At 63.8% G+C, this 24,549-nt stretch carries 21 protein-coding genes and 1 tRNA gene; 12 read left to right on the top strand and 10 right to left on the bottom strand.

The annotated features are described in order from the left end of the window. The first annotated feature begins 55 nt into the window (after positions 1–55). Complete coding sequence (gene ybaK, locus BGP00_RS15180; protein WP_292690972.1) at positions 56–529, top strand: Cys-tRNA(Pro) deacylase; 474 nt, start codon at positions 56–58, stop codon at positions 527–529. Here the strand turns inward: ybaK and BGP00_RS15175 are convergent. Beyond that, complete coding sequence (locus tag BGP00_RS15175) at positions 526–1,758, bottom strand: dihydroorotase family protein (RefSeq protein WP_292690973.1); 1,233 nt, start codon at positions 1,756–1,758, stop codon at positions 526–528. The genes ybaK and BGP00_RS15175 overlap by 4 nt on opposite strands. After that, positions 1,755–2,747: an aspartate carbamoyltransferase catalytic subunit gene (locus BGP00_RS15170; protein WP_292690975.1), complete on the bottom strand. Its 993-nt coding sequence runs from the start codon at positions 2,745–2,747 to the stop codon at positions 1,755–1,757. Before BGP00_RS15170 ends, BGP00_RS15175 begins: the two co-directional genes overlap by 4 nt. Positions 2,748–2,860: 113 nt before the next feature. On the opposite strand from BGP00_RS15170, the gene sppA reads away from it, so the two are divergent. Beyond that, positions 2,861–4,768: a signal peptide peptidase SppA gene (gene sppA / locus BGP00_RS15165; RefSeq protein ID WP_292690977.1), complete on the top strand. Its 1,908-nt coding sequence runs from the start codon at positions 2,861–2,863 to the stop codon at positions 4,766–4,768. A 3-nt stretch (positions 4,769–4,771) separates the two neighbouring features. On the opposite strand, the gene BGP00_RS15160 is transcribed toward sppA, so the two are convergent. Further along, the gene (locus tag BGP00_RS15160; protein WP_292690979.1) at positions 4,772–5,185 is read right to left on the bottom strand and encodes a hypothetical protein; all 414 of its coding nucleotides are present in this window, start codon (positions 5,183–5,185) and stop codon (positions 4,772–4,774) included. A gap of 235 nt (positions 5,186–5,420) precedes the next feature. Here BGP00_RS15160 and BGP00_RS15155 point away from each other — a divergent pair. Next, positions 5,421–5,505 (top strand) — tRNA-Leu (locus tag BGP00_RS15155). A 53-nt stretch (positions 5,506–5,558) separates the two neighbouring features. Continuing rightward, a complete protein-coding gene (gene tig, locus BGP00_RS15150; RefSeq protein ID WP_168603798.1) occupies positions 5,559–7,073 on the top strand; it encodes a trigger factor in 1,515 nt (504 codons plus the stop codon). Between the two features lie 67 nt (positions 7,074–7,140). Here tig and BGP00_RS15145 read toward each other — a convergent pair whose 3' ends face one another. Next, positions 7,141–8,613 (bottom strand): carotenoid oxygenase family protein, encoded by a 1,473-nt coding sequence (locus BGP00_RS15145; RefSeq protein ID WP_292690980.1) that lies wholly within the window; start codon positions 8,611–8,613, stop codon positions 7,141–7,143. A gap of 248 nt (positions 8,614–8,861) precedes the next feature. Here BGP00_RS15145 and clpP point away from each other — a divergent pair, with 248 nt between their 5' ends. Next, positions 8,862–9,527 (top strand): ATP-dependent Clp endopeptidase proteolytic subunit ClpP, encoded by a 666-nt coding sequence (clpP, locus tag BGP00_RS15140; RefSeq protein WP_273616975.1) that lies wholly within the window; start codon positions 8,862–8,864, stop codon positions 9,525–9,527. Between the two features lie 127 nt (positions 9,528–9,654). After that, positions 9,655–10,911 (top strand): ATP-dependent Clp protease ATP-binding subunit ClpX, encoded by a 1,257-nt coding sequence (clpX, locus tag BGP00_RS15135; protein WP_168603795.1) that lies wholly within the window; start codon positions 9,655–9,657, stop codon positions 10,909–10,911. Positions 10,912–10,981: 70 nt separating this feature from the next. Here clpX and BGP00_RS15130 read toward each other — a convergent pair whose 3' ends face one another. The 4 genes from BGP00_RS15130 to BGP00_RS15115 form a co-directional block, all read right to left on the bottom strand. Further along, positions 10,982–11,473 (bottom strand): GFA family protein, encoded by a 492-nt coding sequence (locus BGP00_RS15130; protein ID WP_292690982.1) that lies wholly within the window; start codon positions 11,471–11,473, stop codon positions 10,982–10,984. Positions 11,474–11,486: 13 nt separating this feature from the next. Next, on the bottom strand, positions 11,487–12,365 hold the full coding sequence (gene rarD / locus BGP00_RS15125; RefSeq protein WP_292690984.1) for an EamA family transporter RarD: 879 nt from the start codon (positions 12,363–12,365) through the stop codon (positions 11,487–11,489). Between the two features lie 92 nt (positions 12,366–12,457). Beyond that, positions 12,458–13,825: an aldehyde dehydrogenase family protein gene (locus BGP00_RS15120; RefSeq protein WP_292691282.1), complete on the bottom strand. Its 1,368-nt coding sequence runs from the start codon at positions 13,823–13,825 to the stop codon at positions 12,458–12,460. A gap of 201 nt (positions 13,826–14,026) precedes the next feature. Next, the gene (locus tag BGP00_RS15115) at positions 14,027–15,466 is read right to left on the bottom strand and encodes a protein adenylyltransferase SelO family protein (RefSeq protein ID WP_292690986.1); all 1,440 of its coding nucleotides are present in this window, start codon (positions 15,464–15,466) and stop codon (positions 14,027–14,029) included. A gap of 80 nt (positions 15,467–15,546) precedes the next feature. Between BGP00_RS15115 and BGP00_RS15110 the strand changes: the two genes are divergently transcribed. From BGP00_RS15110 to BGP00_RS15090, 5 genes are all read left to right on the top strand, one after another. After that, positions 15,547–16,413 carry an alpha/beta hydrolase gene (locus BGP00_RS15110; protein WP_292690988.1) on the top strand — a complete coding sequence of 289 codons (867 nt, stop codon included), beginning with the start codon at positions 15,547–15,549 and terminating at the stop codon, positions 16,411–16,413. Then, positions 16,410–17,552: a glycosyltransferase family 4 protein gene (locus BGP00_RS15105; protein WP_292690990.1), complete on the top strand. Its 1,143-nt coding sequence runs from the start codon at positions 16,410–16,412 to the stop codon at positions 17,550–17,552. The genes BGP00_RS15110 and BGP00_RS15105 overlap by 4 nt, the downstream gene beginning before the upstream one ends. A gap of 142 nt (positions 17,553–17,694) precedes the next feature. Continuing rightward, a complete protein-coding gene (locus BGP00_RS15100; RefSeq protein WP_292690991.1) occupies positions 17,695–18,636 on the top strand; it encodes a tetratricopeptide repeat protein in 942 nt (313 codons plus the stop codon). A 32-nt stretch (positions 18,637–18,668) separates the two neighbouring features. After that, positions 18,669–20,027, top strand: a complete 1,359-nt coding sequence (locus tag BGP00_RS15095) for a PQQ-binding-like beta-propeller repeat protein (RefSeq protein WP_168603788.1) — start codon at positions 18,669–18,671, stop codon at positions 20,025–20,027. Between the two features lie 69 nt (positions 20,028–20,096). Then, entirely contained in the window at positions 20,097–21,374 is a 1,278-nt protein-coding gene (locus BGP00_RS15090; RefSeq protein ID WP_349237687.1) for a methyltransferase, read from the top strand. On the opposite strand, the gene BGP00_RS15085 is transcribed toward BGP00_RS15090, so the two are convergent. Beyond that, positions 21,371–22,741 carry a glutamate--cysteine ligase gene (locus BGP00_RS15085; RefSeq protein WP_292690995.1) on the bottom strand — a complete coding sequence of 457 codons (1,371 nt, stop codon included), beginning with the start codon at positions 22,739–22,741 and terminating at the stop codon, positions 21,371–21,373. The two genes, BGP00_RS15090 and BGP00_RS15085, sit on opposite strands and share 4 nt — an antisense overlap. A gap of 80 nt (positions 22,742–22,821) precedes the next feature. Next, positions 22,822–23,583, bottom strand: coding sequence for a 16S rRNA (uracil(1498)-N(3))-methyltransferase (locus BGP00_RS15080; RefSeq protein WP_292690997.1), 762 nt, complete (start codon positions 23,581–23,583; stop codon positions 22,822–22,824). A 47-nt stretch (positions 23,584–23,630) separates the two neighbouring features. Here BGP00_RS15080 and ubiA point away from each other — a divergent pair, with 47 nt between their 5' ends. Then, entirely contained in the window at positions 23,631–24,542 is a 912-nt protein-coding gene (ubiA, locus tag BGP00_RS15075) for a 4-hydroxybenzoate octaprenyltransferase (protein WP_292690999.1), read from the top strand. Positions 24,543–24,549 lie beyond the last annotated feature (7 nt).

Here is a 24,549-nt window from a genome sequence, read left to right as displayed (position 1 = left end):
GCATCTGGTCAAAGGTTTGGCGGACGGATAGAGCCAAGGGCCAAGGAGATGCCCGATGGCCAAGGCAACGCGCGCAACGCAATTTCTCGACCGCTCAGGTGTGACCTACACGCTGCACACCTATGATTACGACCCCGACGCCGACAGCATCGGACAGGCCGCTGCGGCGGCTCTTGGCGAACCGGCGGGGCGGGTGTTCAAGACGCTTATGGTGCTGGCCGATGGCAAACCGGCCTGCGTGATTGCACCGAGCGACCGCGAGGTGGCGATGAAAAAGGCCGCCGCTGCGCTGGGTGTCAAACAGGCGGTGATGATGAAACCGGCCGATGCCGAGCGGATCACCGGCTACAAGATCGGCGGCATCAGCCCCTTTGGCCAGACCCGCAAGGTTCCCGTGGTGATCGACGCCAGCGCGCAGGAATGGGACAGTATCTACATCAACGGCGGGCAGCGCGGACTTCAGGTCCGTCTGGCCCCCGATGACGCGATAAGCGCGCTGGGGGCCAGACAGGCCGAAATCGCGGTTTAACCGACCTTCATGCCGCCCTTCCACAGTGCCAGAACCCGGCCCTGTACGCCCTGACCGTCAAACGGGGTATTGCCCGCAGCCGCCGCCATCTTGTCCGAAGAGACAATCCAGGGGCGATCCGCGTCGATGATGGCGATGTCGGCCTGGAGGCCGACTTCCAGCGCGCCCGCGTCCACGCCCAGCAGCCCGGCAGGATTGGTGGCCAGCAGGCGGAAGGCGGCGGCCGTATCGATCACTCCGTCGCGCACCAGATTCATGGTCAGCGGCAAGAGCGTTTCGGCCCCCGCCATGCCCGGTTCTGCGTCGGCAAAGGGCAGGCGCTTGTCTTCCGGCCCGCGCGGATCGTGGCCGCTGGCGATGATGCTGATCGTGCCGTCGCCAATTGCCTCGATCACGGCCTTGCGGTCATCCTCGCGGCGCAGGGGCGGCGAGAACCGGCAGAAGGTGCGGAAATCGGCCAGCGCCGTGTCCGACAGCATGAAGTGCGCCGGGGTCACCCCTGCCGATACTGCCACGCCGCGCTTTTGCGCCGCCCGGATCAGGTCCAAGGCGCCGCGCGTGGTGATCTGGCGAAAATGCAGTTTCGCCCCCGCCATTTCGGCCAGAGCAATGTCACGCGCCACCGCCAGCGCCTCGGCTTCCACCGGGGCGCTGGGCAGGCCAAGCCGGGTCGCCATCTCGCTGGCCGTGGCAACAGCATTGCCGGTCAGGCCGCTGTCCTCGGCATGAGCGATCACGGTCAGCCCCAGCATCGCGCAATAGCGCAGCAGGCGCAGCATCGTTCCCGAATCGGCGATCCAGTGGCGCCCGGTGGCCACAGCCTTGGCGCCCGCATCGCGCATCAGCGCGATCTCGGCGATGTCGCTGCCCTCCAGCCCGCGCGTGGCGGCGGCAAGCGGATGGACCCAGAGGTCGGGCTTGCCGCTTTGCGCCGCATAGCGCACCGTCGAGGAGCGATCGAGCGGTGGGTTCTGATCGGGCATCAGCGCCGCGCGGGTGATCCCGCCGAAATGCAGCGCGGGCTTATCAATCGCAAACACGCCCAGATCGACCAGACCCGGCGCGATCAACCTGCCGCGCGCATCTTCAACCCGGTCGCCTTCCTGCGGCAAGACATCGGTGCCGATGGCAACGATCCGGTCGCCGTCGCAGCGGATCGCGCCCGCAACCGGCGCACCCTCGCGGCCCACGATCAGGCCGTTGGTGATGGTCAGAGCTGCCTGTTTCATTGCCAGCCCTCCAGCTTGCGCGCTTTTCGAGTCAACACTTCCAGACAGGCCATCCGCATCGCCACGCCCATTTCCACCTGCGTCGTAATCAGGCTGCGCCCTGGCAGGTCGGCCACGTTGGAGTCGATTTCCACGCCCCGGTTCATCGGGCCGGGATGCATGACGATGGCGTCCCCGGCCGCCCGCGCTAGACGCTCCACCGAAAGGCCGTAAAGATGGCGATATTCGCGCGGCGAGGGGATGAACTGGCCGGTCATGCGCTCATTCTGAAGGCGCAGCATCATGACGACATCTGCGTCTTTGAGCGCGGCGTCAAAGTCATAATAAGGCGTCACGCGCATCCGCTCGATATCGGCGGGCATCAGCGCGGGCGGCGCACATACGCGCACATCGGCACCAAGAGCCGTCAACGCCAGAATGTTCGAGCGCGCCACGCGGCTGTGCAGAATATCGCCGCAGATCACAACTTTCAGGCCCACAAACTTGCCCTTGGCCCGCTTGATGGTCAGTGCGTCCAGCAAGCCCTGCGTGGGATGCTCATGCTGGCCATCGCCCGCGTTCAGCACCGGACAATCGACCTTTTCCGCGATCAACCGCACTGCGCCCGATGACGCATGGCGGATCACGATCGCATCGGCGCGCATAGCGTTGAGCGTCATGGCCGTGTCGATCAGCGTCTCGCCCTTCTTCACGCTCGACTGGCCCACCGACATATTGACCACATCGGCGCCAAGGCGTTTGCCCGCGATTTCAAACGACAGCAGCGTGCGCGTCGAATTTTCGTAAAAGGCGTTTATGATGGTCAGCCCGCGCAGGTGATCGACCCGCTTGGTCGGCTGACGGTTCAGCTCCACCCATTGCTCCGCTTCGTCGAGCAGAAAGAGGATCTCATGCGGGGCAAGGCCGGCAAGGCCGAGCAGCCCACGGTGCGGGAATGCCAGAGAGCCCGCAGGGTAGCGGCTCCGGCTGGAGGAGTTTGCTGATGTCATTGAAGAGAGCGCTCTAAACCTGTGCCCGGCCCGGCTCAAGAGGAAAGGGATGCTTTGTCCACTTCTCTGTTGGGCAAATCCTTCGTAGGGTGGGGCAAGACGACGGAGAAGACATGGCTTTTGCAAAATCGGTGTGGCGCCTGCTGGTGGCGATCAAGGATGGGCTGGTGCTGGCCTTGCTGCTGCTGTTTTTCGGCGGGCTGTACGCCGCGCTCTCGGCCCGGCCTGCGGCCCCACAATTGCGTGAAGGGGCACTGCTCATCGAGATGAAGGGCGCGGTGGTCGAGGAATTGCAAAAGACCGATCTGCAAAGTGTGCTGACGGGCAATGTGGGCGACCCGGAACTGCGCGAGCGCGACGTGATTCGCGCGCTGCGCGGGGCGGCCACCGATGAAAAGATCAAGGCCGTGGCCATCGACATGAGCAAATTCGGCGGCGCGGGCTTTGTCCATGCCGTTGAAATCGGCGAGGCGATGGATGTGGTGCGCAAGGCCAGGAAGCCGGTGCTGGTCTATGGCACGATGCTGGGGGATCGCGGCCTGCTGATCGCATCCCATGCCAGCGAGATCTGGATCGACCCGCTGGGCGGCGCTTATGTCGAAGGGCTGGGCGGACAGAATCTCTATTTCGCCAAACTGCTGGAACGGCTGAAAATCTCGGCGCATGTGTTCCGGGTGGGGACGTACAAGGATTTCGTCGAGCCTTATATTCGAGATTCGATGTCCGAACCCTCGCGTGAGGCGCGCAAAGCGCTGCTCGACACGATCTTTGCCCAATGGCGCGAGAATGTGCTCAAGGCCCGCCCCAAGGCGCAGGTCGATAAGGTGGTGGCCGATCCGGTGGGGTGGTTCAAGGCCTCGGGCGGGGATGCGGCCAAGGCTTCGCTGGCGGCGGGGCTGGTGGACAAGATCGGCACGCGGGCCGAATGGGGCGATGCGATTGCCAAGATCGCGGGCGAGGACAAAGCGGGCGATGAAGTCCCCGCTCCGGGCAGTTTTGCCCATACGACGTTGGCGGCATGGCTGGCGGGCCATCCGGTCAAAAAGGATGGCCGCGCCATCGGCGTGGTGACGGTGGCGGGCGAAATCACCGATGGCAAGGCCGGGCCGGGCAGCGCCGGGGGCGAGCGGATCGCCAAGCTGATTGATGCCGCCTCGACGCAGAAGCTTGCCGCGCTGGTGGTGCGGGTGGATTCGCCGGGTGGGTCGGTGACGGGGTCGGAGGCCATTCGTGCAGCGATCCTGCGGCAAAAGGCGCGCGGGGTGCCGGTGGTGATCTCGATGGCCAATGTCGCGGCCAGCGGGGGCTATTGGGTCTCGACCTCGGGCGCCAAAATCTTTGCCCAGCCCGGTACGATTACGGGGTCGATCGGCATCTTTGCCGTGATCCCCAGTTTCGAGCGCGCGCTGGAGGGCTGGGGCGTCAAGGGCGATGGTGTGCGCACCGGGCCTTTGGCCGGGCAGCCCGATGTGTTGACCGGGCTGACGCCGGAGATCGAGCAGATTTTACAGGCCAATATTGAATCGGGCTATGGTCGCTTTGTCGGTCTGGTCGCCGCCTCGCGCAAGAAAACGCCCGAGGAGGTGGACCGCATTGCGCAGGGCCGCGTCTGGGATGGCGGCACCGCGCGTCAGATCGGGCTGGTCGATGGGTTCGGCGGGCTGGATGCGGCGCTTGCCGATGCGGCCGGGCGGGCCGGGATCAAGGATGGCGCATGGCATACGGTCTGGCTGGGCGATGAGCTCAGCCCGGTTGACCAGATCCTGCGCCAGTTCGGCGCGCAGGATAATGAAGCGGGCAGTGAGGATGACGCCGCCCTCGATTGGGTCGGCATGGTGACCCAGCGTCAGCGGACGCGTCTCGCCTCGGCAGTGGTCGGGGCGCAGCGGTTGATGGCGGTGCGCGGGGCGCAGGCCTATTGTCTGGAGTGCGAGGCGGGCGTTGTTGATCACTCTGGGGCCGGCCAGATGGGCCAGACCCGCTCGTGGCTGATGGTTCTGGCCCGCTGGCTGGCTCTCTAGCGCTTACTGGGTGGAGCGGGGATGGGCCGCTTCTATTTCGGCCAGAACGGTGGGGCGGTCCTGACGGGCCGCCTCACGCAGCGCGTGGTTGATATCGCCCAGAGCGCGGCCTGCCGCCTGTTGCACATGGCGGCTGTCGTCATGGCAGGGGCCGTGCAGCGTGCCATTCGCCTTTTTGGCCACCGGCAGCCGGGTGGCAAAGGCCCCGTCGCCCAGCCGCCTTTCGACAATCAGTTGCGCCTGCCAGTGGCATGAGCGTTCGTGGCCGCGAGTGGGCGCATGGACGCCCCGGGCCTCGGTGCGCAATTCGACATGGGCGCGGTAATGAAGGTCGATCGCACGGTCGCGATAGGAAAGCGTTTCGGAATGGGCGGCGGGCCCGGCCAGCGCGGCTGCCGCCATCAATATGTCAAGCATGGTCACCTCCTGCGTGTCGGCCTGTATGGTTTGTTGTCTCAGGCCTGATCCGCAGGTAGGCCCGGCGCGTTTCTCGTCCGTTGCTGGACGGTAAAAATTGCCGGTTAAGGGCTTTGAACGCGGCAATAGGGCGCGCCGATACGCGGTTTACGCGCGATCTGCGTTTGGGCGCTTGCCCTTTTGGTCCAAGCTCTCTAAGGCCCCCCATCTGAATTTGACGTAGCTTCGTCTTCATGCGGGCGTGGCGGAATTGGTAGACGCGCTGGTTTTAGGTACCAGTATCGTAAGATGTGGGGGTTCGAGTCCCTTCGCCCGCACCAGTCTTCCGCCCCGTGCAAGCGACAGTTGCGAGTTGGGAAGGCGTTGAATTATCATGCAGATTGTCGAAACCACCAATGAGGGTCTGAAGCGCGGCTTCACCGTGACGATCCCGGCTGGCGTCATTGCCGAAAAGATCGAGAGCGAGGTCGTCAAGATCGCTCCGCAGGTGCAGCTGCCCGGTTTCCGCCCCGGCAAGGTGCCCGCGAATCTGGTCAAGAAGCGCTTTGGCGCGCAGGTTCATCAGGATGTGCTCTCGCAGACCATCCGCGAAGCGCTGGACAAGCTGGTCGCCGACCACGCTCTGCGTCCCGCCACGCAGCCCGATGTCGCGCTGGGCGAAGGCTATGAAGAAGGCAAGGACGCCGAGCTGACCGTCAGCCTCGAAGTGCTGCCCGTGATTTCGGCCCCCGACCTGTCCGGCCTCAAGCTGGAAAAGCTGGTCGTTCCGGTCAAGGACGAAGCCGTTGACGAAGCCGTCACGCGCATCGCCTCGTCGGCCAAGCGTTTCAGCGATGCCGAAGAAGGCAAGGAAGCCGAAACCGGCGACCAGCTCATCATCGACTTCGTGGGTAAGCTGGACGGCGTTGAATTCGACGGCGGCAAGGCTGAAGACGCCGCGCTGGAAATCGGCGCCGGTCGTTTCATCCCCGGTTTTGAAGAACAGCTCGTCGGCGCCAAGGTTGGCGACGAGAAGGTCATCACCGTGACTTTCCCTGAGGAATATCAGGCCGCTCACCTCGCCGGCAAGGAGGCCACCTTCGACATCACCGTCAAGTCGGTGAAGGTTGCCGGTGAAACCGTGATCGACGACGAATTTGCCAAGAGCCTGGGCCTGACCGATCTGGATCAGCTCAAGGGCCTGCTGCGCGGTCAGCTGGAAGGCGAGACCGAAGGTCAGACCCGCACCCAGATGAAGCGCCAGCTGCTCGACATTCTGGCCGATGGCGCCGAATTCGACGTGCCGCCCAGCATGGTCGAAGCCGAATTCAACCAGATCTGGCAGCAGCTGACCCAGGAAGCCGCGCGCGAGGAAGATCCCGCCGCTGCTCTGGCCGAAATCGAAGCCGAGAAGGAAGACTATCGCAAGATCGCCGTGCGCCGCGTGCGCCTCGGCCTCCTGCTGTCGGAAATCGGCCAGGCCAACGGTGTGGAAATCACCGCGCAGGAATTCCAGATGCTGGTATCGCAGGCTGCGCAGCAGTATCGTCCGGAAGACCGTCAGCGCTTCGTCGAATACGTCCAGTCCGAACCGATGGTCGCCGCCCAGCTGCGCGCGCCGCTCTATGAAGAGAAGGTTGTGGACTTCCTGTTCGACAAGGCTGAAGTCACGACCCGCGAAGTGACCAAGGAAGAGCTGCAGGCCGCGATCGAAGCCGAAGAAGGCGAAGCCGGCCACGTCCATGGTCCCGACTGCGACCACGGCCACGAGGAAGAAAAGCCTGCCGCCAAGAAGAAGGCTGCGCCCAAGAAAAAGGCTGCTGCCGAGGGCGAGGAAGCGGCTGAAGCTGCTCCCAAGAAGAAGGCTCCGGCCAAGAAGAAGGCTGCCGAGGAACCGGCTGCTGAATAAGCGGCTGGCTTCAGCCTGATGAAAGGCCCGCTTCCCGGATAGGGAGGCGGGCCTTTTCGTTTATGCTTCAGGCAAAAGTCGCATATTTGCGGTCGTCGCACCAATTGCCGTGCAGGCCCGATTTCAGGCGGAAAGGCAGCTTGGCGCGGCCCACCGGCCCATCCTCCAGCCTTTGCGCGTCCAGCACCACCAGATCGGAATAGTTGGTCACCAGATTGTCGACCACGGCGATGATCCAGCCGTCACCCTCGGGGGAATCGGGCGAGCGGGGGACGAAGCAGGGCTCCTGAATCATGCAGTGCGGCCCGGCCCACCAGCTGTCCTGCGCGCCGGTGGCATGATCGATATGGCCGATGCGGTTCATGCGGAAGCCAGATGCGCGCGCGCCGGGGAAATCCACCGGCATTTCAGGGTCCATCACCAGCATATAGCCATGGCGATAGGGCTGGCCGACATAGCGTTCGTCGATGCGGGGGAATTCGTCGATCCAGTTCGAGAGCTGCTCGACCTTGAGGAATTCATCTGACTTTGACGCCAGATCGACCGTCCAGCGGGTGAGGAAGGGGCGGGCGGCGATCGGGTCGAACGGCGCGCCGTGGATGTCGGGGAAGAAGGGGAAGCAATTGCCCACCGCCTCGGGCGTGTCGAAATGGATCTTCGTTCCATCTTCGAAGGCGTTCATCACATGGCTGGCAAAGATCGTCTTGGGCGCCTTGAACCAGCGGATGTCCTTGCCTGAGACGCCCGGACCGCGCGGCAGGATGCCGAGGTAAACCGGCAGCGTGGTATCAAAACCGAAGTGCGGCAGGCCCGCCTTCAACCGGTCCCAGTTGCCGGTAGAGGGCACGATATGGAACACTGCATAATGCTCGGTGATCGCATAATCGTGCATCATGCAGTAATAGGGCGCCTCAAAGAAGGTCTCATAGAGCAGATTGCCCTGCGGGTCGATTTCGAAGAACGAGCAGTCGCGCGTCAAAAGGCCCGTGGCGGCATAGCCGAAATTGCAGAAATTGCCGGTGACCGGATCAATCTTGCCATGGGCGGAAAAGGTCTGGTTCTTAAGCTTGCCGTCGAAGAAGGTGAAGCCTTCGGTCTCCAGCGTAAGCGGGTCCATGACAAGGGCGGGGCCATCTTCCTTCATCGCGAGGAGCTTGCCCGCATGGACCATGACATTGGTGTTGGTGGTCGAGCGGATCTGGCCCTTGACCTCGTCATCATCGGTCAGCGGATTGCGATAGGCGCCGAACAGGGCGCGGCCTGCGGCGCGCTCCAGCTTGAACTTGTCTGTATGGGCATAGCGCTGTTTGAAATCGACCTTGCCGCCGCGAAAGCGGAACAGGCTGACCATGCCGTCGCCATTGAAAAACTGGTCATCGGCAAATTTCGGGGGAAATTGCGAATCGGGATGCACGCGGTGAAACGTGCCGTTCATCGATTCCGGGATTTCGCCCTCGATTTCCATGTCCAGAATGTCGCATTCCAGCCGGACCGGGCGCAAAATGCCGGTAAAGCTGCGGGTGTCGGGGAAATGAGCCATGTTTTTCCTCTCCGGTTCGGACCGTTTGTGACGGCATTTTGTATGTTATACATATAATATCCGAACCTCGGGTCAAACCTGATCTGGGTCAAATGGCAAAAATGACGGGCGAATTTGTCGGCCGCCGGCCATGCCGGGGGGCGAAGATTAACCCAAAAGCAGTCCCTCTTCGTCCAGGGTGCGGTTAAGCCACTTGAACATTGCGGCGCGAGACGCGACATAGGCGTAGCAGACAAAGAGGAAATTTCATGATCGATCTGTTCGGACGCAACGATGCTCAGGGCAAATTCAGTGTTGATCCCGTGACGGGCGCGTTGATCCCCGTGGTGGTGGAACAGTCCAGCCGGGGCGAGCGCAGCTTTGACATCTATTCGCGCCTGCTGCGCGAACGCATCATTTTCGTCACCGGCCAGATCGAGGATCATATGGCCAGCGTGATCGTGGCCCAGTTGCTGTTCCTCGAATCGGAAAATCCGACCAAGGACATCAGCATGTACATCAACTCGCCCGGCGGCGTGGTGACGGCGGGCCTGTCGATCTATGACACGATGCAGTACATCAAGCCCAAGGTTTCGACCGTGTGCATCGGTCAGGCCTGCTCGATGGGCAGCTTCCTGCTGGCGGCGGGCGAACCGGGGCAGCGAATCGCTCTGCCCAACGCGCGCATCATGATCCACCAGCCCAGCGGCGGCGCTCAGGGCATGGCATCGGATATCGAGATTCAGGCCCGCGAAATCCTGCGCATCCGCGCCCGGATGAACAATCTTTACGTGAAGTTCACCGGCAAGAGCCTTGAGGAGATCGAGGCCGCCATGGATCGCGATACCTTCCTTGAGGCCGATGAAGCGCTCAAGTTTGGTTTGATTGACAAGGTGTTTGAGCGTCGCCCCGATGCCGACGGTGCGGCTGGTTGATGATGAAACCGTCGATGGCCGCCCTGTTCCAGCTTGGGATGGTGCCCATCGGGGGTATTGAATTTGGCGCTCGCGTGGCTAGGTTGGCATTATTGTCAGGCTCCACGCGGGCCATTTGGGAAAAAGCATGACGAAACTGAGCGGATCCGACGCCAAGAGCACCCTGTACTGCAGCTTTTGTGGCAAGAGCCAGCATGAGGTGCGCAAGCTGATCGCGGGCCCGACCGTGTTCATCTGCGATGAGTGCGTCGAACTGTGCAATGATATCATCCGCGAGGAAACCAAGGGCGGCATCGCAGGCAAGCGCGATGGCGGCGTGGTCAGCCCGCGCGAGATTTTCGAGACGCTCAACGATTATGTGATCGGCCAGGACCGCGCCAAGCGCGTGCTGTCGGTGGCGGTGCATAACCATTACAAGCGCCTGAAGCACAGCGGCAAGGGCGGTGATGTAGAACTGTCCAAGTCGAACATCCTGCTGGTGGGCCCCACCGGTTCGGGCAAGACGCTGCTGGCCCAGACACTGGCCAAGACGTTCGACGTGCCCTTCACCATGGCCGACGCCACCACGCTGACCGAAGCCGGTTATGTGGGCGAAGACGTGGAGAACATCATTCTCAAGCTGCTGCAGGCAAGCGACTATAATGTCGAAAAGGCGCAGCAGGGCATCGTCTATATCGACGAAATCGACAAGATCAGCCGCAAGGCCGAAAACCCCTCGATCACGCGCGACGTGTCGGGCGAGGGTGTTCAGCAGGCTCTGCTCAAGCTGATGGAAGGCACCACCGCCAGCGTGCCGCCGCAGGGTGGGCGCAAGCATCCCCAGCAGGAATTCCTGCAGGTGGACACGACGAACATCCTGTTCATCTGTGGCGGTGCCTTTGCTGGTCTGGAAAAGATCATTGCCGACCGCCTGCAAAAGCGTTCGATCGGTTTTGGCGCCCATGTCGCCGATCCGGAAAAGCGCAAGGTGGGCGAACTGCTTCAGAAGGCTGAGCCGGAAGATCTGCAGAAGTTCGGTCTGATCCCCGAATTCATCGGCCGTCTGCCGGTGATCGCCACGCTCAACGATCTCGACATTCCCGCGCTGGTGCAGATCCTGCGCGAGCCCAAGAATGCGCTGATCAAGCAATATGCCAAGCTGTTCGATCTGGAAAACGTCAAGCTGACCTTCACCGACGATGCGCTCGAAGCCATCGCCAAGAAGGCCATCGAGCGTAAGACCGGCGCGCGGGGCCTGCGTTCGATCGTCGAAGGGCTGCTGCTCGACACGATGTTCGACCTGCCGACCGAGAATGATATTGCCGAAGTGGTGGTGGACAAGGATGTGGTCGAAGGCCGCAAGGAACCTGTCCGCGTGCTCAAGGGCAAGGAAGAAGCGGCCTGATCTCAGGTTGAGCGAGGATAAAGGAAAGGGGCGGGGCCATATCGGCCGCCGCCCCTTCTATTTGGACCTTTCAGCCTTCGCCGGCCTTGCGCCGCGCGGCCATGCCCATCAGTCGGGCGAGACGATCCGGCGGCAACACCTCGGCCGGATTGGAGTTGGTGGCGAATTGCGGAATATCGGTGGGCAGGGCCACCCATGGCATCGCCTCGCTGACATAGATCACCGCATCGGGACGCATGATCTCGGGCGTATCGAGCGTGGTCACGCGCAGCCCCAGACCGAGCCGCCCCAGCCGGGGATAGAAGCTCCACAAGGCGACGCCGCATTGGGCGCAGCGACAGATCGTGTGCGCCCCGCCGCTGCCCGATCTGACGGTATTTTCCACCAGCGCGCCGCACAGCAGTTCGACCGCCTCGGCCTCGTAAAAGGCATTGACCACGCTGGTCGAGCCGGTCTGCTGTTGGCATTGGCGGCAATGGCAATTGTTGACGATGATCGGCATCCCCTGCGCCCGATAGCGCACATGGCCGCAACCGCATCCGCCTTCCAGAACCACATCCATCCTCACGTCCTCCTTATCGCCGCCGCCACATATCCCAGCTGAACACCGCCAGCGCGGCCCAGATCAACACGAAACTGGCCAATTGGGCCGATTGCAGCGGCTCGTGAAACAGCAGCAGGCCCTGAAAGAACACCAGCGTGGGGGCCAGAAACTGGACAAAGCCGAGGATCGAATAATTCATCCTCTGGGCTGCCATGGCAAACAGCACCAGCGGCACCGCCGTAATCACCCCCGACATGGCCACCAGCGCGTCATGCACCCCGTTGCCTTGACCCAGCGTGATGCCCAAAGGCCCATGGCCCAGCGCAATCATTGCCACGCCGGGCAGAGCCAGAATCCCCGCTTCGATCGACAGGCCGGGCAGCGCGGCCACCGGCGCCTTTTTCCGCACCAGACCGTAGCCCGAGAAAGTCGCGGCCAGCGCCAGACTCCATCCCAGCGTTTCGGCCGCGCCCGAGGCCAGGATCACCACGCCCACCGCCGCCAGCGCCACCGCCACCCATTGCGCCCGACTTAGCTTTTCGCCCAGCAGAAAGGTGCCCAGCACGACATTCATCAGCGGGTTGATGTAATAGCCAAGGCTGGCGGCAAAGATGTGCCCCTGCTGGATCATCACGACATAGGTGGTCCAGTTTGCCCCGATCAGCAGCGCCGAAGCCGTCAACGCCATCACCTTGCGGCGGTCGCTCAAGGCTGCCCGCAAGGCCGCCCCCTGACGCAGCACGACAATGGCCAGCGCACAGGCGGGCAAGGTAAACAGGGTGCGCCAGCCCACGAATTCAAACGGAGGCACATCATGCACCTGCCGCAGATAGAGCGGCAGCAACCCCCAGATCAGATAGGCGGCAATGGCATAGGGCATGCCGTCATTGCGGGTTTCGGGCTGCGTCATGTTCAATCCTTTCGCCCTGCTCCATGGCGCAAGAAAGGGTTCAACGCATCCCGAAATTGGCGATCAAATCATACAAATGTCAGATTTCGGTCTTAGATTTCGGGGGCAAAGCCCGTGCCGATCATCGCGCGCGGATGATCCATCTCGGCCGAGCTGACCGGATAGGCGCAGGAATCGGCCTCGTAATAACCACCGGGGCGAAAATTGCCCGACAGGCCGACGCCGCCCGACGGCACGCCGGGCAATTCGGTGATGGTCGCCCGGTTCCAATGCGTCAGTCCGGTGCGAACATTGGCCCAGAATCGGTTATATTCCTCCTGCGTCCCGCCGATCAGCGCCGAAACCAGCCCATAGCGCGTGGCATTGGCCTGGGCGATGGCGGTGTCGAAATCGGGAACGCGGATGACCTGCAGCAGCGGGCCGAACAATTCGACATCGGGCCTTTCGCGCATGTCGGTGACATCGATGATTGCCGGGCTGATAAAAGGTCGCTGCGGGTCGAGGCGGGCCATATGCTTGATCGGCCGCCCCCCGCGCGACATCAGCCAGATGAAGCTCTGCACCAGCCCATCGGCGGCGCGATTGTCGATCAACGGCCCCATGAAGGGCGTGGTCTCATCACTCGGCGCGCCGCAGATGATCCGGTCGGCCAGACGCTTGACCGCCCCCAACAAGGGTTCGGCCATCGCCTCACGCACAATCAGGCGGCGTGCGCAGGTGGCCCGCTGGCCCGAGGCGGTAAAGGCCGATTGGACGACCAGCATCGCGGCATCCTCGATCTGGGGTGTATCCCAGACCACGATGGCATTGTTGCCGCCCATGTCCAGCGAGAGCAGCTTGCCCGGCCGTCCGGCAATTCGCCGCGCCAGATTTTGCCCCACTTGAGTCGAGCCGGAAAAGAGCACGCCATCGACACCATCATGCGCGGCCAGATCCATCGCCGCCTCGCCCTGCGCCACGGCGATCTGAACGATATTGGCAGCCAGCCCCGCGCGTTTGATGCAATCCTCGATCAGCAAGGCGGTGGGAAGGGCGCGGCTGGAGGGTTTGAAGACAACCGCATTGCCCGCCAGAATCGCTGGCGCGATATGCGAGAGCGGCGTCAGCATCGGTTGGCAGAATGTGGTGATGACGGCCAGCACGCCCATCGGCTTGTGTCGCACGGCCACCGCGCCATTCGCGCCGCTTTCATGTCGCCGGTGGGCGCAGCGGTCGGCATAGGCGCGCACGCAGCCATCGACGCGGGCCAGCGCGGCCTCGACCTCGGCAAAGCAGTCCCACATTGGCCGACCGGTGTCGCGCGCGATGGTCTCGGCAAATTCCTGCGACCGCTGGCGCAGAGCCCCGGTCAGGCGGCGCACCGCATCGACCCGCGTGGAAAGCGGCTGGCAGGCCCATCCGGCATAGGCGGCGCGCGCAGCCGCGATCTGGGCCTCAAGATTGGTGGGCCAGGTCTGCATCAGCACCGCGCCGCTGGCCGGATCGCGCGAAATTACGGGATCAGGTGTGTCATCGGGCAGGGGGGCAAGGGCGATGGCTGACAAGATGGCTTATCCGAAAGGGGGCAGGCGGCGTTGGGCGGCGCCACGATTGCCAAGTCTAAACCAATCTAGGTTGGCAAATTCTTAATGCTCCCTTCCGTGTATCGGCTCCGCTGTCGCTTAAGCCATTGATGCAGAAACATGTCCTGCGGGGATGGGCGGTTCGCCCAAGGCATCGCCCAGCGCTCGTATGGCCGCGATGTGGCGATGGAGCGGGTCCCAGTCATCATCGCGGTCGATGGCGAGCCAAAGGGCCTCGACGGTTTCGATATGATTGTCGGGGGCGGGAGTCTGCCATGCGGGATGCACACGGGCATCGGCAACGGGCGTATAATCGCCCAATACCCCGGCCAGCGGCGAGCCTTCACGCAGCAGCGCCCGTGCCTCATCCGGCGCGCCGCGGAACAGGTGGAAGAAAGCATCGGGCGACATCTGCTCTTCGCGCATATGCGCGCCCGCCGCCGCCAGCAGCGCGCCGTCCTGTTCATCGCCCAGCGGTTGCAGCCCGATCCGCCACAGCACTCGCCGCGCCAGCGCCGCCTGATACAGCCCATCGAACCGGTCTAGCGCGGCGATCAAGGGCGCCGTATCGGCCACCAGCAGGCGCAGCGACACCGCCAACTGTCCGCAATTCCACTTGATCGCCTCGGCCTGTTTGCCAAAGCGATAGCGGCCCGCATGGTCGAAATAGGCGGCGGTAAAATCGGCATCCCATCGCGGCAGCCAACGCCACGGGCCATAGTCGAAACTTTCGCCCGAAATGTTCATATTGTCGGTGTTCAGCACGCCATGGACAAAGCCCGAGGCGACATAGGAAGCTGCCATATCGGCAAGGCGCTCGACCACCTGATGCAGCAGGATGATCCCGGGTTGGTCGCGGCCGGGTGCATCGGCGGGCGGCAACGGGCCGGGAAATTGCGCCAGCGCATAATCGACCAGTTCGGCCATATGCTCGGCTTCCTCCAGCACCAGAAGGCGTTGGAACGTGCCGATGCGGATATGGCCATGGCTCATCCGTACCAGCACCGCCGATCGGGTGGGCGAGGGCTCATCGCCGCGCCACAGCGCCTCGCCGGTTTCGATCACGCTGAAAGTCTTGGAGGTGTTCGCGCCCAAAGCCTCCAACATCTCGGTTGCCAGAATTTCGCGCACAGCGCCCTTCAGCGTCAGGCGGCCATCGCCCTGCCGGCTCCACGGCGTCTGCCCCGAACCCTTGGTGCCGAGGTCGATCAGCCGTCCGGCGCCATCGCGCATCTGGGCAAACAGAAACCCGCGTCCATCGCCAAGTTCTGGATTATACACGCCAAACTGATGACCATGATAGCGCAGCGCCAAAGGTTGCGGCAGATTGCCGTCTAAAGGCGCGAACCGTCCGAAATGGGCAACCCATCCCGCATCGTACAGCCCATCCAGCCCCACGCCCCGCGCCCAGCGGTCATTGCGCCAGCGCAGATGCGCCTCGGGAAAGTCAGCGGGCGCAACCGGATCGCCCAGCCATGGGGCCAGACTGAGGATTTGCGGATCGGGGGCGTAGGCATTCGCTTGCGGTTCATGGCGCATGGGGCAATAAGTGGGCGCACAAGCGGCGGGGCGCAAGCCATGCCTGTGCAAAATTGCGATAAGGAAGCGCCCGCAAGGCCATGAACAATTTTACCGATCAATTCTGGCAAAGCCCCGATGGGCTGCGTCTGCACTATCGTGATTATGCCGGACCGGCGGATCGTCCGGTGGTGGTCTGTCTGCCGGGCCTGACGCGCAACGCACGCGATTTCGAAGGGCTGGCGGGGCGGATCGCGGGGCAATGGCGGGTATTGTGTCCGGACATGCGCGGGCGCGGCGATTCGCAATATGCCAAAAATTCGGCCACTTATAACCCGCTGCAATATGTTCAGGACATCAACGCGCTCTTCGATGAATTGCGGATCGAGCGCTTTGTGGTGGTCGGCACCTCGCTGGGCGGGCTGATGGCGATGCTGTTGGCGATGATCGACGCCAAGCGGCTTGCGGGCGCTGTGCTCAACGACATCGGTCCGGTGATCGAGCCATCCGGCCTTGCCCGCATCCGCGATTATGTGGGGCAGGGGCGCAGCTTTCCGACATGGATGCACGCCGCTCGCGCGCTGGAGGAGGAGCAGAGCACATCCTTCCCCGATTATGACGTGCATCAATGGCTGGCCATGGCCAAGCGCGTGATGACGGTGGGCCAGAACGGTCGCATCGTCTATGATTACGACATGAAGATCGCCGAGCCTTTCGAACGCCCCGGCGGCGAGGCGGGGGTTGATCTGTGGCCCGGCTATATGGCGCTTGCCGGAAGGCCTTTGCTGCTGCTGCGCGGGGAATTGTCGGATCTGTTGTCCACCGAAACGCTGGGCGAAATGGCGCGGCGTATTCCCGATGCCGTTGCGGTCAGCGTGCGCCGGGTCGGTCATGCGCCCACGCTGGATGAACCCGAAGCGGTGCAGGCCATCGAGCGCCTGCTGGAACGGGTGGCGCAACAGGCATGAGTGTCAATCCCTTGCGTGTCCTGCATCTCCATTCCAGCTTTAACCCCGGCGGCAAGGAACTACGCTGCGTTCAGCTGATCAACGCCTTTGGCGCGGGGGTGGCCCATACGATCGTCTCGGCCATGCCCGATGCGATGGAGGCCGCGCGCCGCATCATGCCCGGCATCCGCTGGCAGGCAGGCACCGACTTCCCTTCGCTTCAGGGCAAGCCAAGCCCCAAGCGTCTGATCGCGCTGGCCAGCGCGATGGCCGATTATGACCTCGTGCTGACGTATAATTTCGGCGCGATGGATGCGGTTCTGGCCCATACTCTGTTTGCCCAGATCCTGCGCCTGCCGCCTTTGATCCATCATGAGGACGGGTTCAACCAGGATGAGGCGGTCAGCCTGAAATCCAGCCGCAACTGGTATCGCCGGATCGCGCTGGGCCGCGCCAGCGCGCTGGTGGTCTGTTCGCAGCGGTTGGAGGGCATTGCGCGCGGCGTGTGGCAACAGCCTGCGGGCAAGGTCCACCGCATCCCCAACGGCATCCGCACGGCTGCCTATAACGCCAGGCCGCGCCCCGATGCCTTGCCCCGCGTGATCAAGCGCGAGGGGGAATTGTGGCTGGGCACGCTGGCGGGGCTGCGGCCGGTGAAGAACCTGCCGCGTCTGGTACGCGCCTTTGCCGCCTTGCCCGAACCGTGGCAATTGGTGATCGCAGGCGATGGGCCGGAACGCGAGGCGATCCGCGAGGAGGCGCTGCGGCTGGATATTGCGCACCGGGTCCATCTGCCCGGCCATGTCGGCGATCCGGCCAAGGTGGTGGGTCTGTTCGACCTTTTCGCGCTGTCATCGGACAGCGAGCAGTTCCCGATCAGCGTGGTTGAGGCGATGGCGGCTGGACTGGCCGTGGTCAGCCCGGATGTGGGCGATGTCGCGTGTATGCTGGCGGCAGAGAACCGGCCCTTTATTGCCCCGGCGGGCGATGAGGCCGGCTTTGCCGCTCATATGGCGCATCTGGCCGGGGATGCGGATCTGCGCCGCACGGTGGGCGCCGCGAATCGCGCGCTGGCTGTGGCCGAATATGACGAAGGCGGGATGGTTGAGCGCTACCGCGCGCTTTACGCAAGGGCGATGGGGCGCAATAGTTTCCCATGATTGCCGATCTGTTGCCCAGCCATTGTTAACCTGCCGTCTCATTGCCGTTGAAAAGCCCGGCCCATCCGCTAAACGGCAGTTTCGTTTTTTTACACGCGGTGTGACTTTTTCGCCCGCATCGATGATCAGGAAGTGAAGTCCCTTGGCCCTGCGTCCTACTCCTCCTCAGACTCGCGCCCAGCAACTGGCCGCACAACAGGCCCAGCAGGGCGACGCTTTCCTGCGCGAGGTGGATGACGCGCTGCGCGAGGATCAGATGATGTCGGCGGTCCGTCGCTATGGCAAGCCGGTGGGCGCCGGGCTGGTGCTGGGTCTGGCGGCGCTGGGCGGCTATCTGTGGTGGGGCCACCATCAGGAGCAGCAAGCGGCCACGCGTGCCGAGCAGCTCACCATCGCGCTGGACCAGATCGAGGCGAGCCGCACGGACCTAGCCAACAAGACGCTGGACGGTCTGGCCGCAGGCGGCGATTCCGGCTCGGCGGTGGTCGCGCGGCTGGTCGAGGCGGGCTTGCTGGTCACTCAGGGCAAGGCTCAGGACGCTGCCACGCGTTATGCCGCCGTGGCCGCCGACGCCAATGCGCCGCAGACCTACCGCGATTTCGCCACGTTGCGTCAGGTCTCGCTGAACTATGACCAGATGAAGCCCGAAGAGGTTGTCGCCAAGCTCAAGCCTCTGGCCGCACCGGGCGCGCCGTGGTTTGGCGCGGCGGGCGAATTGCTGGGTCTGGCCTATCTGAAGCAGGGCAAGAAAGAACTGGCCTCGCCGCTGTTCGGCGCGATTGCCAAGGATAAGGATCAGCCGGAAAGCCTGCGCGCCCGCGTGCGTCAGGTCGCCAGCCAGCTTGGCTTTGACGCGGTGGATGATGTGGCCCGCCCGATTGAGATGAACGCGCCCCAGCCGGGCGCCGCGCCTGCGGCCGCCGCGCCGGTTGAGGCTGCTCCTGCGTCGGCTCCGGCCCCTGCGCCTGCCAGGGCGGCCGCCTCGGCCAAGGCGGCGAAGGCCGCCACGCCCGAAATCCCCCTGATGGTGGGCAAGCCTGGTGCGGCAACGCCTGCTGCGGCTCCTGCCTCTACCCAGCCCTGATCCATTCCTGACGGACCTTAAGGACCTGCCTCATGAAGTCTCTTGCCTCCTTCCGTCGTAATCCGGGCCGCGTCCTGCTGTCGGTGGCGCTGATCGCCGCGCTGTCGGCCTGCGGCGGCGGGCCCAAGCTGGGCCGCAAGCCCAAGCCGACCACGCCCACCACGGGCAAGCGCGAGCCGATCCTGAGCCGCGTCGAATCCTCGGCGCAGGCGGATATGGATATTGCCACAATGGCCGTCGTGCTGCCGCTGGCCCAGCCCAATGCCGAATGGGCCCAGCCGGGCGGCTCGGCTTCAAAAAGCTATGGCAATCTGGCGCTGGGCGAAAATCCCAAGCCGATCTGGCAAGTGCAGGTGGCCGGTTCGAACGTGCGGCGGCGTCTGGGTGCAGCGCCGGTTGTGGGCGGCGGTTCGATGTTCGTCTTCGACACCGATGGCGTGCTGCATGCCTTTGATGCGGCCACGGGCGCGCCGCAATGGACTCAATCGCTCAGCGTCACGGGCGGCGCGGGCGAGGCGGTGTTCGGCGGCGGTGCTTCGTATGACTCGGGCCGCGTCTATGTGACGACCGGGGTGGGCGATGTCGCCGCGCTGGATGCCAAGACCGGCAAGATCGCATGGAAAGTGCGCCCCGGCGGCCCGCTGCGCGGCTCGCCCACGGTGGCCTTCGGCGCGGTCTATGTGATGACGCAGAACAACGAGATCCACGCGCTGAAAATCGAGGACGGCACCGGCCTGTGGCAGGAATCGGCCTCGCTGGGCGCCACGGGCGTGTTCGGCGTGGCCGCCCCTGCGGCAGGTCAGGGCTCGGTGGTGGCCGGTTTCTCGACCGGTGAACTGATCGCCTATCGTTATGAAAATGGGCGGACGCTGTGGAATGACGCTCTGGCGCGCACCTCGCTTTCGACCATGGTGGGCGTGCTGACCGACATTGATGCCGATCCGATCATCGACCGCGGCCGCGTCTATGCGCTGGGTCAGGGCGGGCGTATGGCCGCCTATGAACTCGTCACCGGCCAGCGTCTGTGGGAGCTCAATCTGGCGGGTATTTCGACCCCGGCGATTGCGGGCGACTGGATCTTTACGCTGACCGACGAAGCCAAGCTGCTGTGCATCGCCAAGAACAGCGGCAAGGTGCGCTGGGTGGCCCAGCTCAACCGCTGGACCAAGCCCAAGAAGAAGGAAGGCCCGATCTTCTGGACCGGCCCGGTGCTGGCGGGTGATCGCCTGTGGGTGGCCAACAGCCGGGGCGAGGTCCATGTGGTGAGCGCGATGGACGGCGTTTCCAAGTTCTATACCGAGGTCAAGGCGCCGATCACGCTGGCCCCGATCGTGGCCAATGGCATCCTTTATCTGCTGGACGATTCCGGCCGGATTACCGCTTTGAAGTAAGCGTTTCCGCAGTCTTAACCAGTGGCTGCTAGGGCTGGCGGAATGGATTGTTCCGCCAGCCCTTCTGTTGTGGCCAGACCGCAAAGCGATGTTTCCGCCGGTGTCGGGCTGGTGGGGTTGGCTGTGTTGGTGGCCTGGGTGATGGTTTGCCGGTCATGGCCGATGGTGGCGGCCGCGCTCGATCTGGGCGGGCCGCGCGAGCCTTTGGCCGGGCCCTATGCGGCGGTTTTGGCGCTGGCGCTGTCCTCGGGTGCGATGGCCTTGTGGTCGGTGCTGGTGGACAAGGTGCATCGGCGGGTCTCGACCGGCATCGACTGGGCCCATCCTCGCCCCTTGCGCGATGTGCTGGGCATCAGCGCGGTCAAGCTGGTGGGCCTGTGGGCGACATGGGCGGTGATCGGCACGGCCTATTGCGTTTTCCGCTTTTACTGGCAGGAGCCTTGGCTTTTCGGCATCCGCCTGATCGGCTTGGGCGTGGTGCCGATGGCTTTGCTCTCGGTGCCCTATGTGCTGTGGCTGGACCGGGTGCTGATTGATCCGCGCGATGGGGCGTGGCATTGCGGGGCGTGGGTTCTGGGCCGGGATGGGGCCGATGGCGGCCAGCTGCTGCTTCATACGCGGCGCTGGGCGGTGAAGGGGTTTTTCACGGCCTTCATGTTCTCGATCCTGCCGGGCGGCTTTGCGGCGGTGGTGCATGTGGACGGGGCCGCGCTGGGCGATCCGGTGGTGCTCGTCAACTGGCTGATCACCTGGCTGTTTATGATCGACGTGCAGATCGGCACGGCGGGTTATCTCTTCACGCTGCGCCCGCTCGACGCGCATATCCGCAACGCCAATCCCTATCTGGATGGCTGGGTGGCGGCGTTGGTGTGCTATCCGCCGTTTATCATGATGGGGGGCAATGGACCGCTCGACTATCATCCCGGCACGGCCGAATGGTCGCAATGGCTGGCCGGGCATGAATGGGCGCTGTGGGGCTGGGGGGCGTGGCTGGTGGCGTTGACGGGCGTTTATGCCTGGGCCACGGTGGTCTTTGGCCTGCGCTTTTCCAATCTGACCTATCGCGGGGTCATTACTCATGGACCTTATCGGCTGACGCGCCATCCGGCCTATGTGTCGAAAAACCTGTTCTGGTGGTCGGTGACGCTGCCTTTTCTCAGCCCCACCGGATCGCTGGTCGATTGCATCCGCAACACCGCGATTCTGGCGATGGTCAGCGCGGTCTATTGGTGGCGAGCCAAGACCGAGGAGCGGCATCTGTTGGCACAGGACGCCAAATACCGCCAATATTGGGCATGGGCCGAAACAGGCGCGCCGATCACGCGCCTGCTCAAGCGGATAGTTTAGAAACTGGCTTCGTCGTAAACGCGGCTGAGATCGCCGCCCCATTCGCCGTGATAGCGGTCCAGCCAGAGCTGAGCCGGAACCTTGCCGCTGGCCACGATTGCGTCGAGCGGGTCGAGATAGCGGGTTTCATCCGCGCCCTCGCCATTCAACCGTGCGCGCGATTTCAGACCGGCGCGGGCAATCGCCAGTACTTCGCCTGCTATGTCACCCAACCGGCCCCCGGCAATCGGCGCATCCAGCGCCAGCTTGGGCACGCTGGAGCGCAAAGTCTCGCGCTCGTCCATGCTCCAGCCCTTGACCAGATCCCATGCGGCATCGAGCGCGCCCTGATCGTAGAGCAGGCCCACCCACAGCGCGGGCAACGCCACGATCCGTTCGACCGGCCCGCCATCGGCGCCGCGCATTTCAAGAAAGCTCTTGAGGCGAACTTCGGGGAAGGCGGTGGACAGGTGATCCTGCCAGTCGCCAATCGTCGGGCGCTCGCCGGGCAGGGCGGGCAGCTTGCCATCAAGGAAGTCGCGGAAGGACTGGCCCGCAGCATCGATATATTTGCCATCGCGGAACACGAAATACATCGGCACGTCGAGCATATATTCGACATAGCGTTCGTATCCGAAACCATCCTCGAACACGAAGGGCAACATGCCCGTGCGCGCCGGATCGGTGTCCGACCAGATATGGCTGCGATACGAGAGGTAGCCGTTGGGCTTGCCTTCCAGAAACGGCGAATTGGCGAAAAGCGCGGTGGCCAGCGGTTGCAGCGCCAGCGAAACGCGGAACTTCTGCACCATGTCGGCTTCGCTGCTGTAATCCAGATTGGTCTGGATGGTGCAGGTGCGCAGCATCATGTCCAGCCCCATCGACCCCACGCGGGGCATATGGCGCAGCATGATGTCATAGCGACCCTTGGGCATGATCGGCAATTCATCGCGCCGCTTGTCGGGATAAAGGCCAAGGCTGAGGAAGCCCAGATCGCTCTTCGCGCCCACGGCCTTGACCTGATCGATATGGCGGCGTGTTTCCGCGTCGGTCTGGTGCAGGTTTTCCAGCGGCGCGCCCGACAATTCGATCTGTCCCGCCGGTTCCAGGCTGACCGCCCCATCACTGCCCTTGAGGGCGATGACATTCTCGCCCTCCATGATCTCGCTCCAGCCATAGGGCTTCAGTCCCATCAGCAGGTCGCGGATGCCGCCTGCCTCGTCATAGGCGGGGGCGTGCCGGTCGGGGCCGTGATAGACAATCTTTTCATGTTCGGTGCCGATGCGCCATTGGGCGCGCGGCTTCTCACCCTCCTGCATCGGAGAGGCAAGTTGATCCAGCCCGGTAATCAGGGGATCATGCTGGTCGGTCGCTTCGCGAGTGCTCATGGCGCGACTTCCTAGTGGGCCAAACGTCTTTGCGCCAGCGAGAAAATCTATTCACCTTACATTGTCAGTCGGCGTTCTGATTATGCGCCCCAGTCACCCATCCCGCCCATCCACAGCGCGGTGGCCGCGATACAGGCGGTTTCGCCCCGCAAAATGCGCGGGCCCAGTGTAATCGCATGGGCCGATGAATGGGCGCGGATGGCGGCGCGCTCCTCATCGGTAAAGCCGCCCTCTGGCCCGGTCAGCAGCGCAGCGGGGCCGGCATGGGCGGCAAAGGTACCCAGCGCGGGCGCGCCGCCCTGCTCATCGGCAAAGAATAGGGCGCGCGGCGCCTCCCAATCGCGCAGCAAGGCATCTAATCGCATCGGTGCGGCAATCGTGGGCAAGGCGGTGCGCGCGCATTGCTCGGCCGCCTCGATCAGCGTGGCGCGGGCGCGGTCCAAATTCAACTTATCTGCCACGCATCGCCGCGTCAGCACCGGCTGAATATGGCGTACCCCCAATTCGCAGGCCTTTTCCAACACCAGATCGAAGCGGTCCTTTTTGAGCAGCCCCGCGCAAAGCGTGAAATCGGGCACCGCCTCGCGCTCGCGCAACAGGTCCACGCATTCCAGCACCAGATCGCGCTTGCCCACCGAGACGGCCCGCGCCGCCCATTCGCCTGACACATCATCGCACAGGATCACCGCATCGCCCGGCCCCACGCGCATAACGCGGCCCAGATAATGCGCCTGCGGCCCGTCAATGCTGACCTGTGCCCCGGCGGACAGGGGCGTTTCGACGAACAGGCGCGGCGCGCTGCGCGGGGGCCATGCCGGAGTGGCTGGAAGATGATCGCTCATGCCCTGCGCTCTAGCCGATTGCGGTGCGCCACGCTATGGCATGGCGCATGAGCGAAACCGTCCAGATCGTACCCGACAGCGAACATCGCGGGATTATGGGGTTGCTGCCCGCCGCGGCGCGCGATTATGCCTCTCTGGCGCGGCTGGACCGCCCCATCGGCTGGTGGTTGCTGTTCTGGCCTTGCGCTTGGGGCGTGCTTCTGGCGGGCGGCGCGCATCGCTGGGGCCTGCTGCTATGGCTCCTGCTGGGCAGCGTGGTGATGCGCGGGGCGGGCTGCGTCTATAATGACATTGTGGATGTCGATATCGACCGCCGCGTGGCGCGCACGGCTCTGCGCCCGATTGCCAGCGGGCGGGTGAGCAAGAAATCGGCATGGGCCTGGCTGATCGCCCTGTGCCTGGTTGGCCTGCTGGTGCTGTTGCAATTGCGGTGGGAGGCGCAACTGGTCGCGCTGGGTTCGCTGGCGCTGGTGGCTGCCTATCCTTTCATGAAGCGCATCACCGGCTGGCCGCAGGCGTGGCTGGGGCTGGTGTTTACATGGGGGGCGCCGGTCGGCTGGGTCGAGATGCGAGGGTTCGAAGGGCTGGGGCCGCTTGGCCTGCTCTATGCGGGCTGCTGGGCGTGGTGCATGGCCTATGACACGATCTATGCGCTGCAGGACCGTGAGGATGACGCGCTGGTGGGCATCGGTTCTTCGGCGCTGTCGTTCGGTCGCCATGTGCATCAGGGGGTCGGGGCGCTTTACTTGATGGCGCTGGGATGCTGGGCGGGGGCCTTGTGGCTGGTGCGGGTAGATTGGCTGGCCTTACTGGCGCTGCTGCCGGTGGGGCTGCATTTCCTGTGGCAAGTGGGGACGTTGAAGCAGGATGATGGCGGCAATGCGCTGGCGCGGTTTCGGTCGAACCGGTTTGCCGGGTTCCTGATGGCGCTGGCCTGTCTGGTGGTCGGCAATGCCTGATTTCTGG

The sequence above is a fragment of the Novosphingobium sp. 63-713 genome (assembly GCF_001898925.1).
Classification (GTDB): domain Bacteria; phylum Pseudomonadota; class Alphaproteobacteria; order Sphingomonadales; family Sphingomonadaceae; genus Novosphingobium.
Note: the sequence above shows the minus strand (reverse complement) of the source record. Positions and strands in the feature narration are given on the sequence as shown.

Excerpts from the sequence above, each read along its gene's own strand:
- clpP (WP_273616975.1), top strand. The coding sequence starts at position 8,862 with ATGATCGATCTGTTCGGACGCAACGATGCTCAGGGCAAATTCAGTGTT.
- BGP00_RS15110 (WP_292690988.1), top strand. The coding sequence starts at position 15,547 with ATGAACAATTTTACCGATCAATTCTGGCAAAGCCCCGATGGGCTGCGT.
- BGP00_RS15095 (WP_168603788.1), top strand. The coding sequence starts at position 18,669 with ATGAAGTCTCTTGCCTCCTTCCGTCGTAATCCGGGCCGCGTCCTGCTG.
- BGP00_RS15130 (WP_292690982.1), bottom strand. The coding sequence starts at position 11,473 with ATGGATGTGGTTCTGGAAGGCGGATGCGGTTGCGGCCATGTGCGCTAT.
- BGP00_RS15105 (WP_292690990.1), top strand. The coding sequence starts at position 16,410 with ATGAGTGTCAATCCCTTGCGTGTCCTGCATCTCCATTCCAGCTTTAAC.
- BGP00_RS15080 (WP_292690997.1), bottom strand. The coding sequence starts at position 23,583 with ATGAGCGATCATCTTCCAGCCACTCCGGCATGGCCCCCGCGCAGCGCG.
- BGP00_RS15160 (WP_292690979.1), bottom strand. The coding sequence starts at position 5,185 with ATGCTTGACATATTGATGGCGGCAGCCGCGCTGGCCGGGCCCGCCGCC.
- BGP00_RS15175 (WP_292690973.1), bottom strand. The coding sequence starts at position 1,758 with ATGAAACAGGCAGCTCTGACCATCACCAACGGCCTGATCGTGGGCCGC.
- BGP00_RS15145 (WP_292690980.1), bottom strand. The coding sequence starts at position 8,613 with ATGGCTCATTTCCCCGACACCCGCAGCTTTACCGGCATTTTGCGCCCG.
- clpX (WP_168603795.1), top strand. The coding sequence starts at position 9,655 with ATGACGAAACTGAGCGGATCCGACGCCAAGAGCACCCTGTACTGCAGC.
- ybaK (WP_292690972.1), top strand. The coding sequence starts at position 56 with ATGGCCAAGGCAACGCGCGCAACGCAATTTCTCGACCGCTCAGGTGTG.
- sppA (WP_292690977.1), top strand. The coding sequence starts at position 2,861 with ATGGCTTTTGCAAAATCGGTGTGGCGCCTGCTGGTGGCGATCAAGGAT.
- BGP00_RS15170 (WP_292690975.1), bottom strand. The coding sequence starts at position 2,747 with ATGACATCAGCAAACTCCTCCAGCCGGAGCCGCTACCCTGCGGGCTCT.
- BGP00_RS15120 (WP_292691282.1), bottom strand. The coding sequence starts at position 13,825 with ATGCAGACCTGGCCCACCAATCTTGAGGCCCAGATCGCGGCTGCGCGC.
- BGP00_RS15115 (WP_292690986.1), bottom strand. The coding sequence starts at position 15,466 with ATGCGCCATGAACCGCAAGCGAATGCCTACGCCCCCGATCCGCAAATC.
- rarD (WP_292690984.1), bottom strand. The coding sequence starts at position 12,365 with ATGACGCAGCCCGAAACCCGCAATGACGGCATGCCCTATGCCATTGCC.
- BGP00_RS15085 (WP_292690995.1), bottom strand. The coding sequence starts at position 22,741 with ATGAGCACTCGCGAAGCGACCGACCAGCATGATCCCCTGATTACCGGG.
- tig (WP_168603798.1), top strand. The coding sequence starts at position 5,559 with ATGCAGATTGTCGAAACCACCAATGAGGGTCTGAAGCGCGGCTTCACC.
- ubiA (WP_292690999.1), top strand. The coding sequence starts at position 23,631 with ATGAGCGAAACCGTCCAGATCGTACCCGACAGCGAACATCGCGGGATT.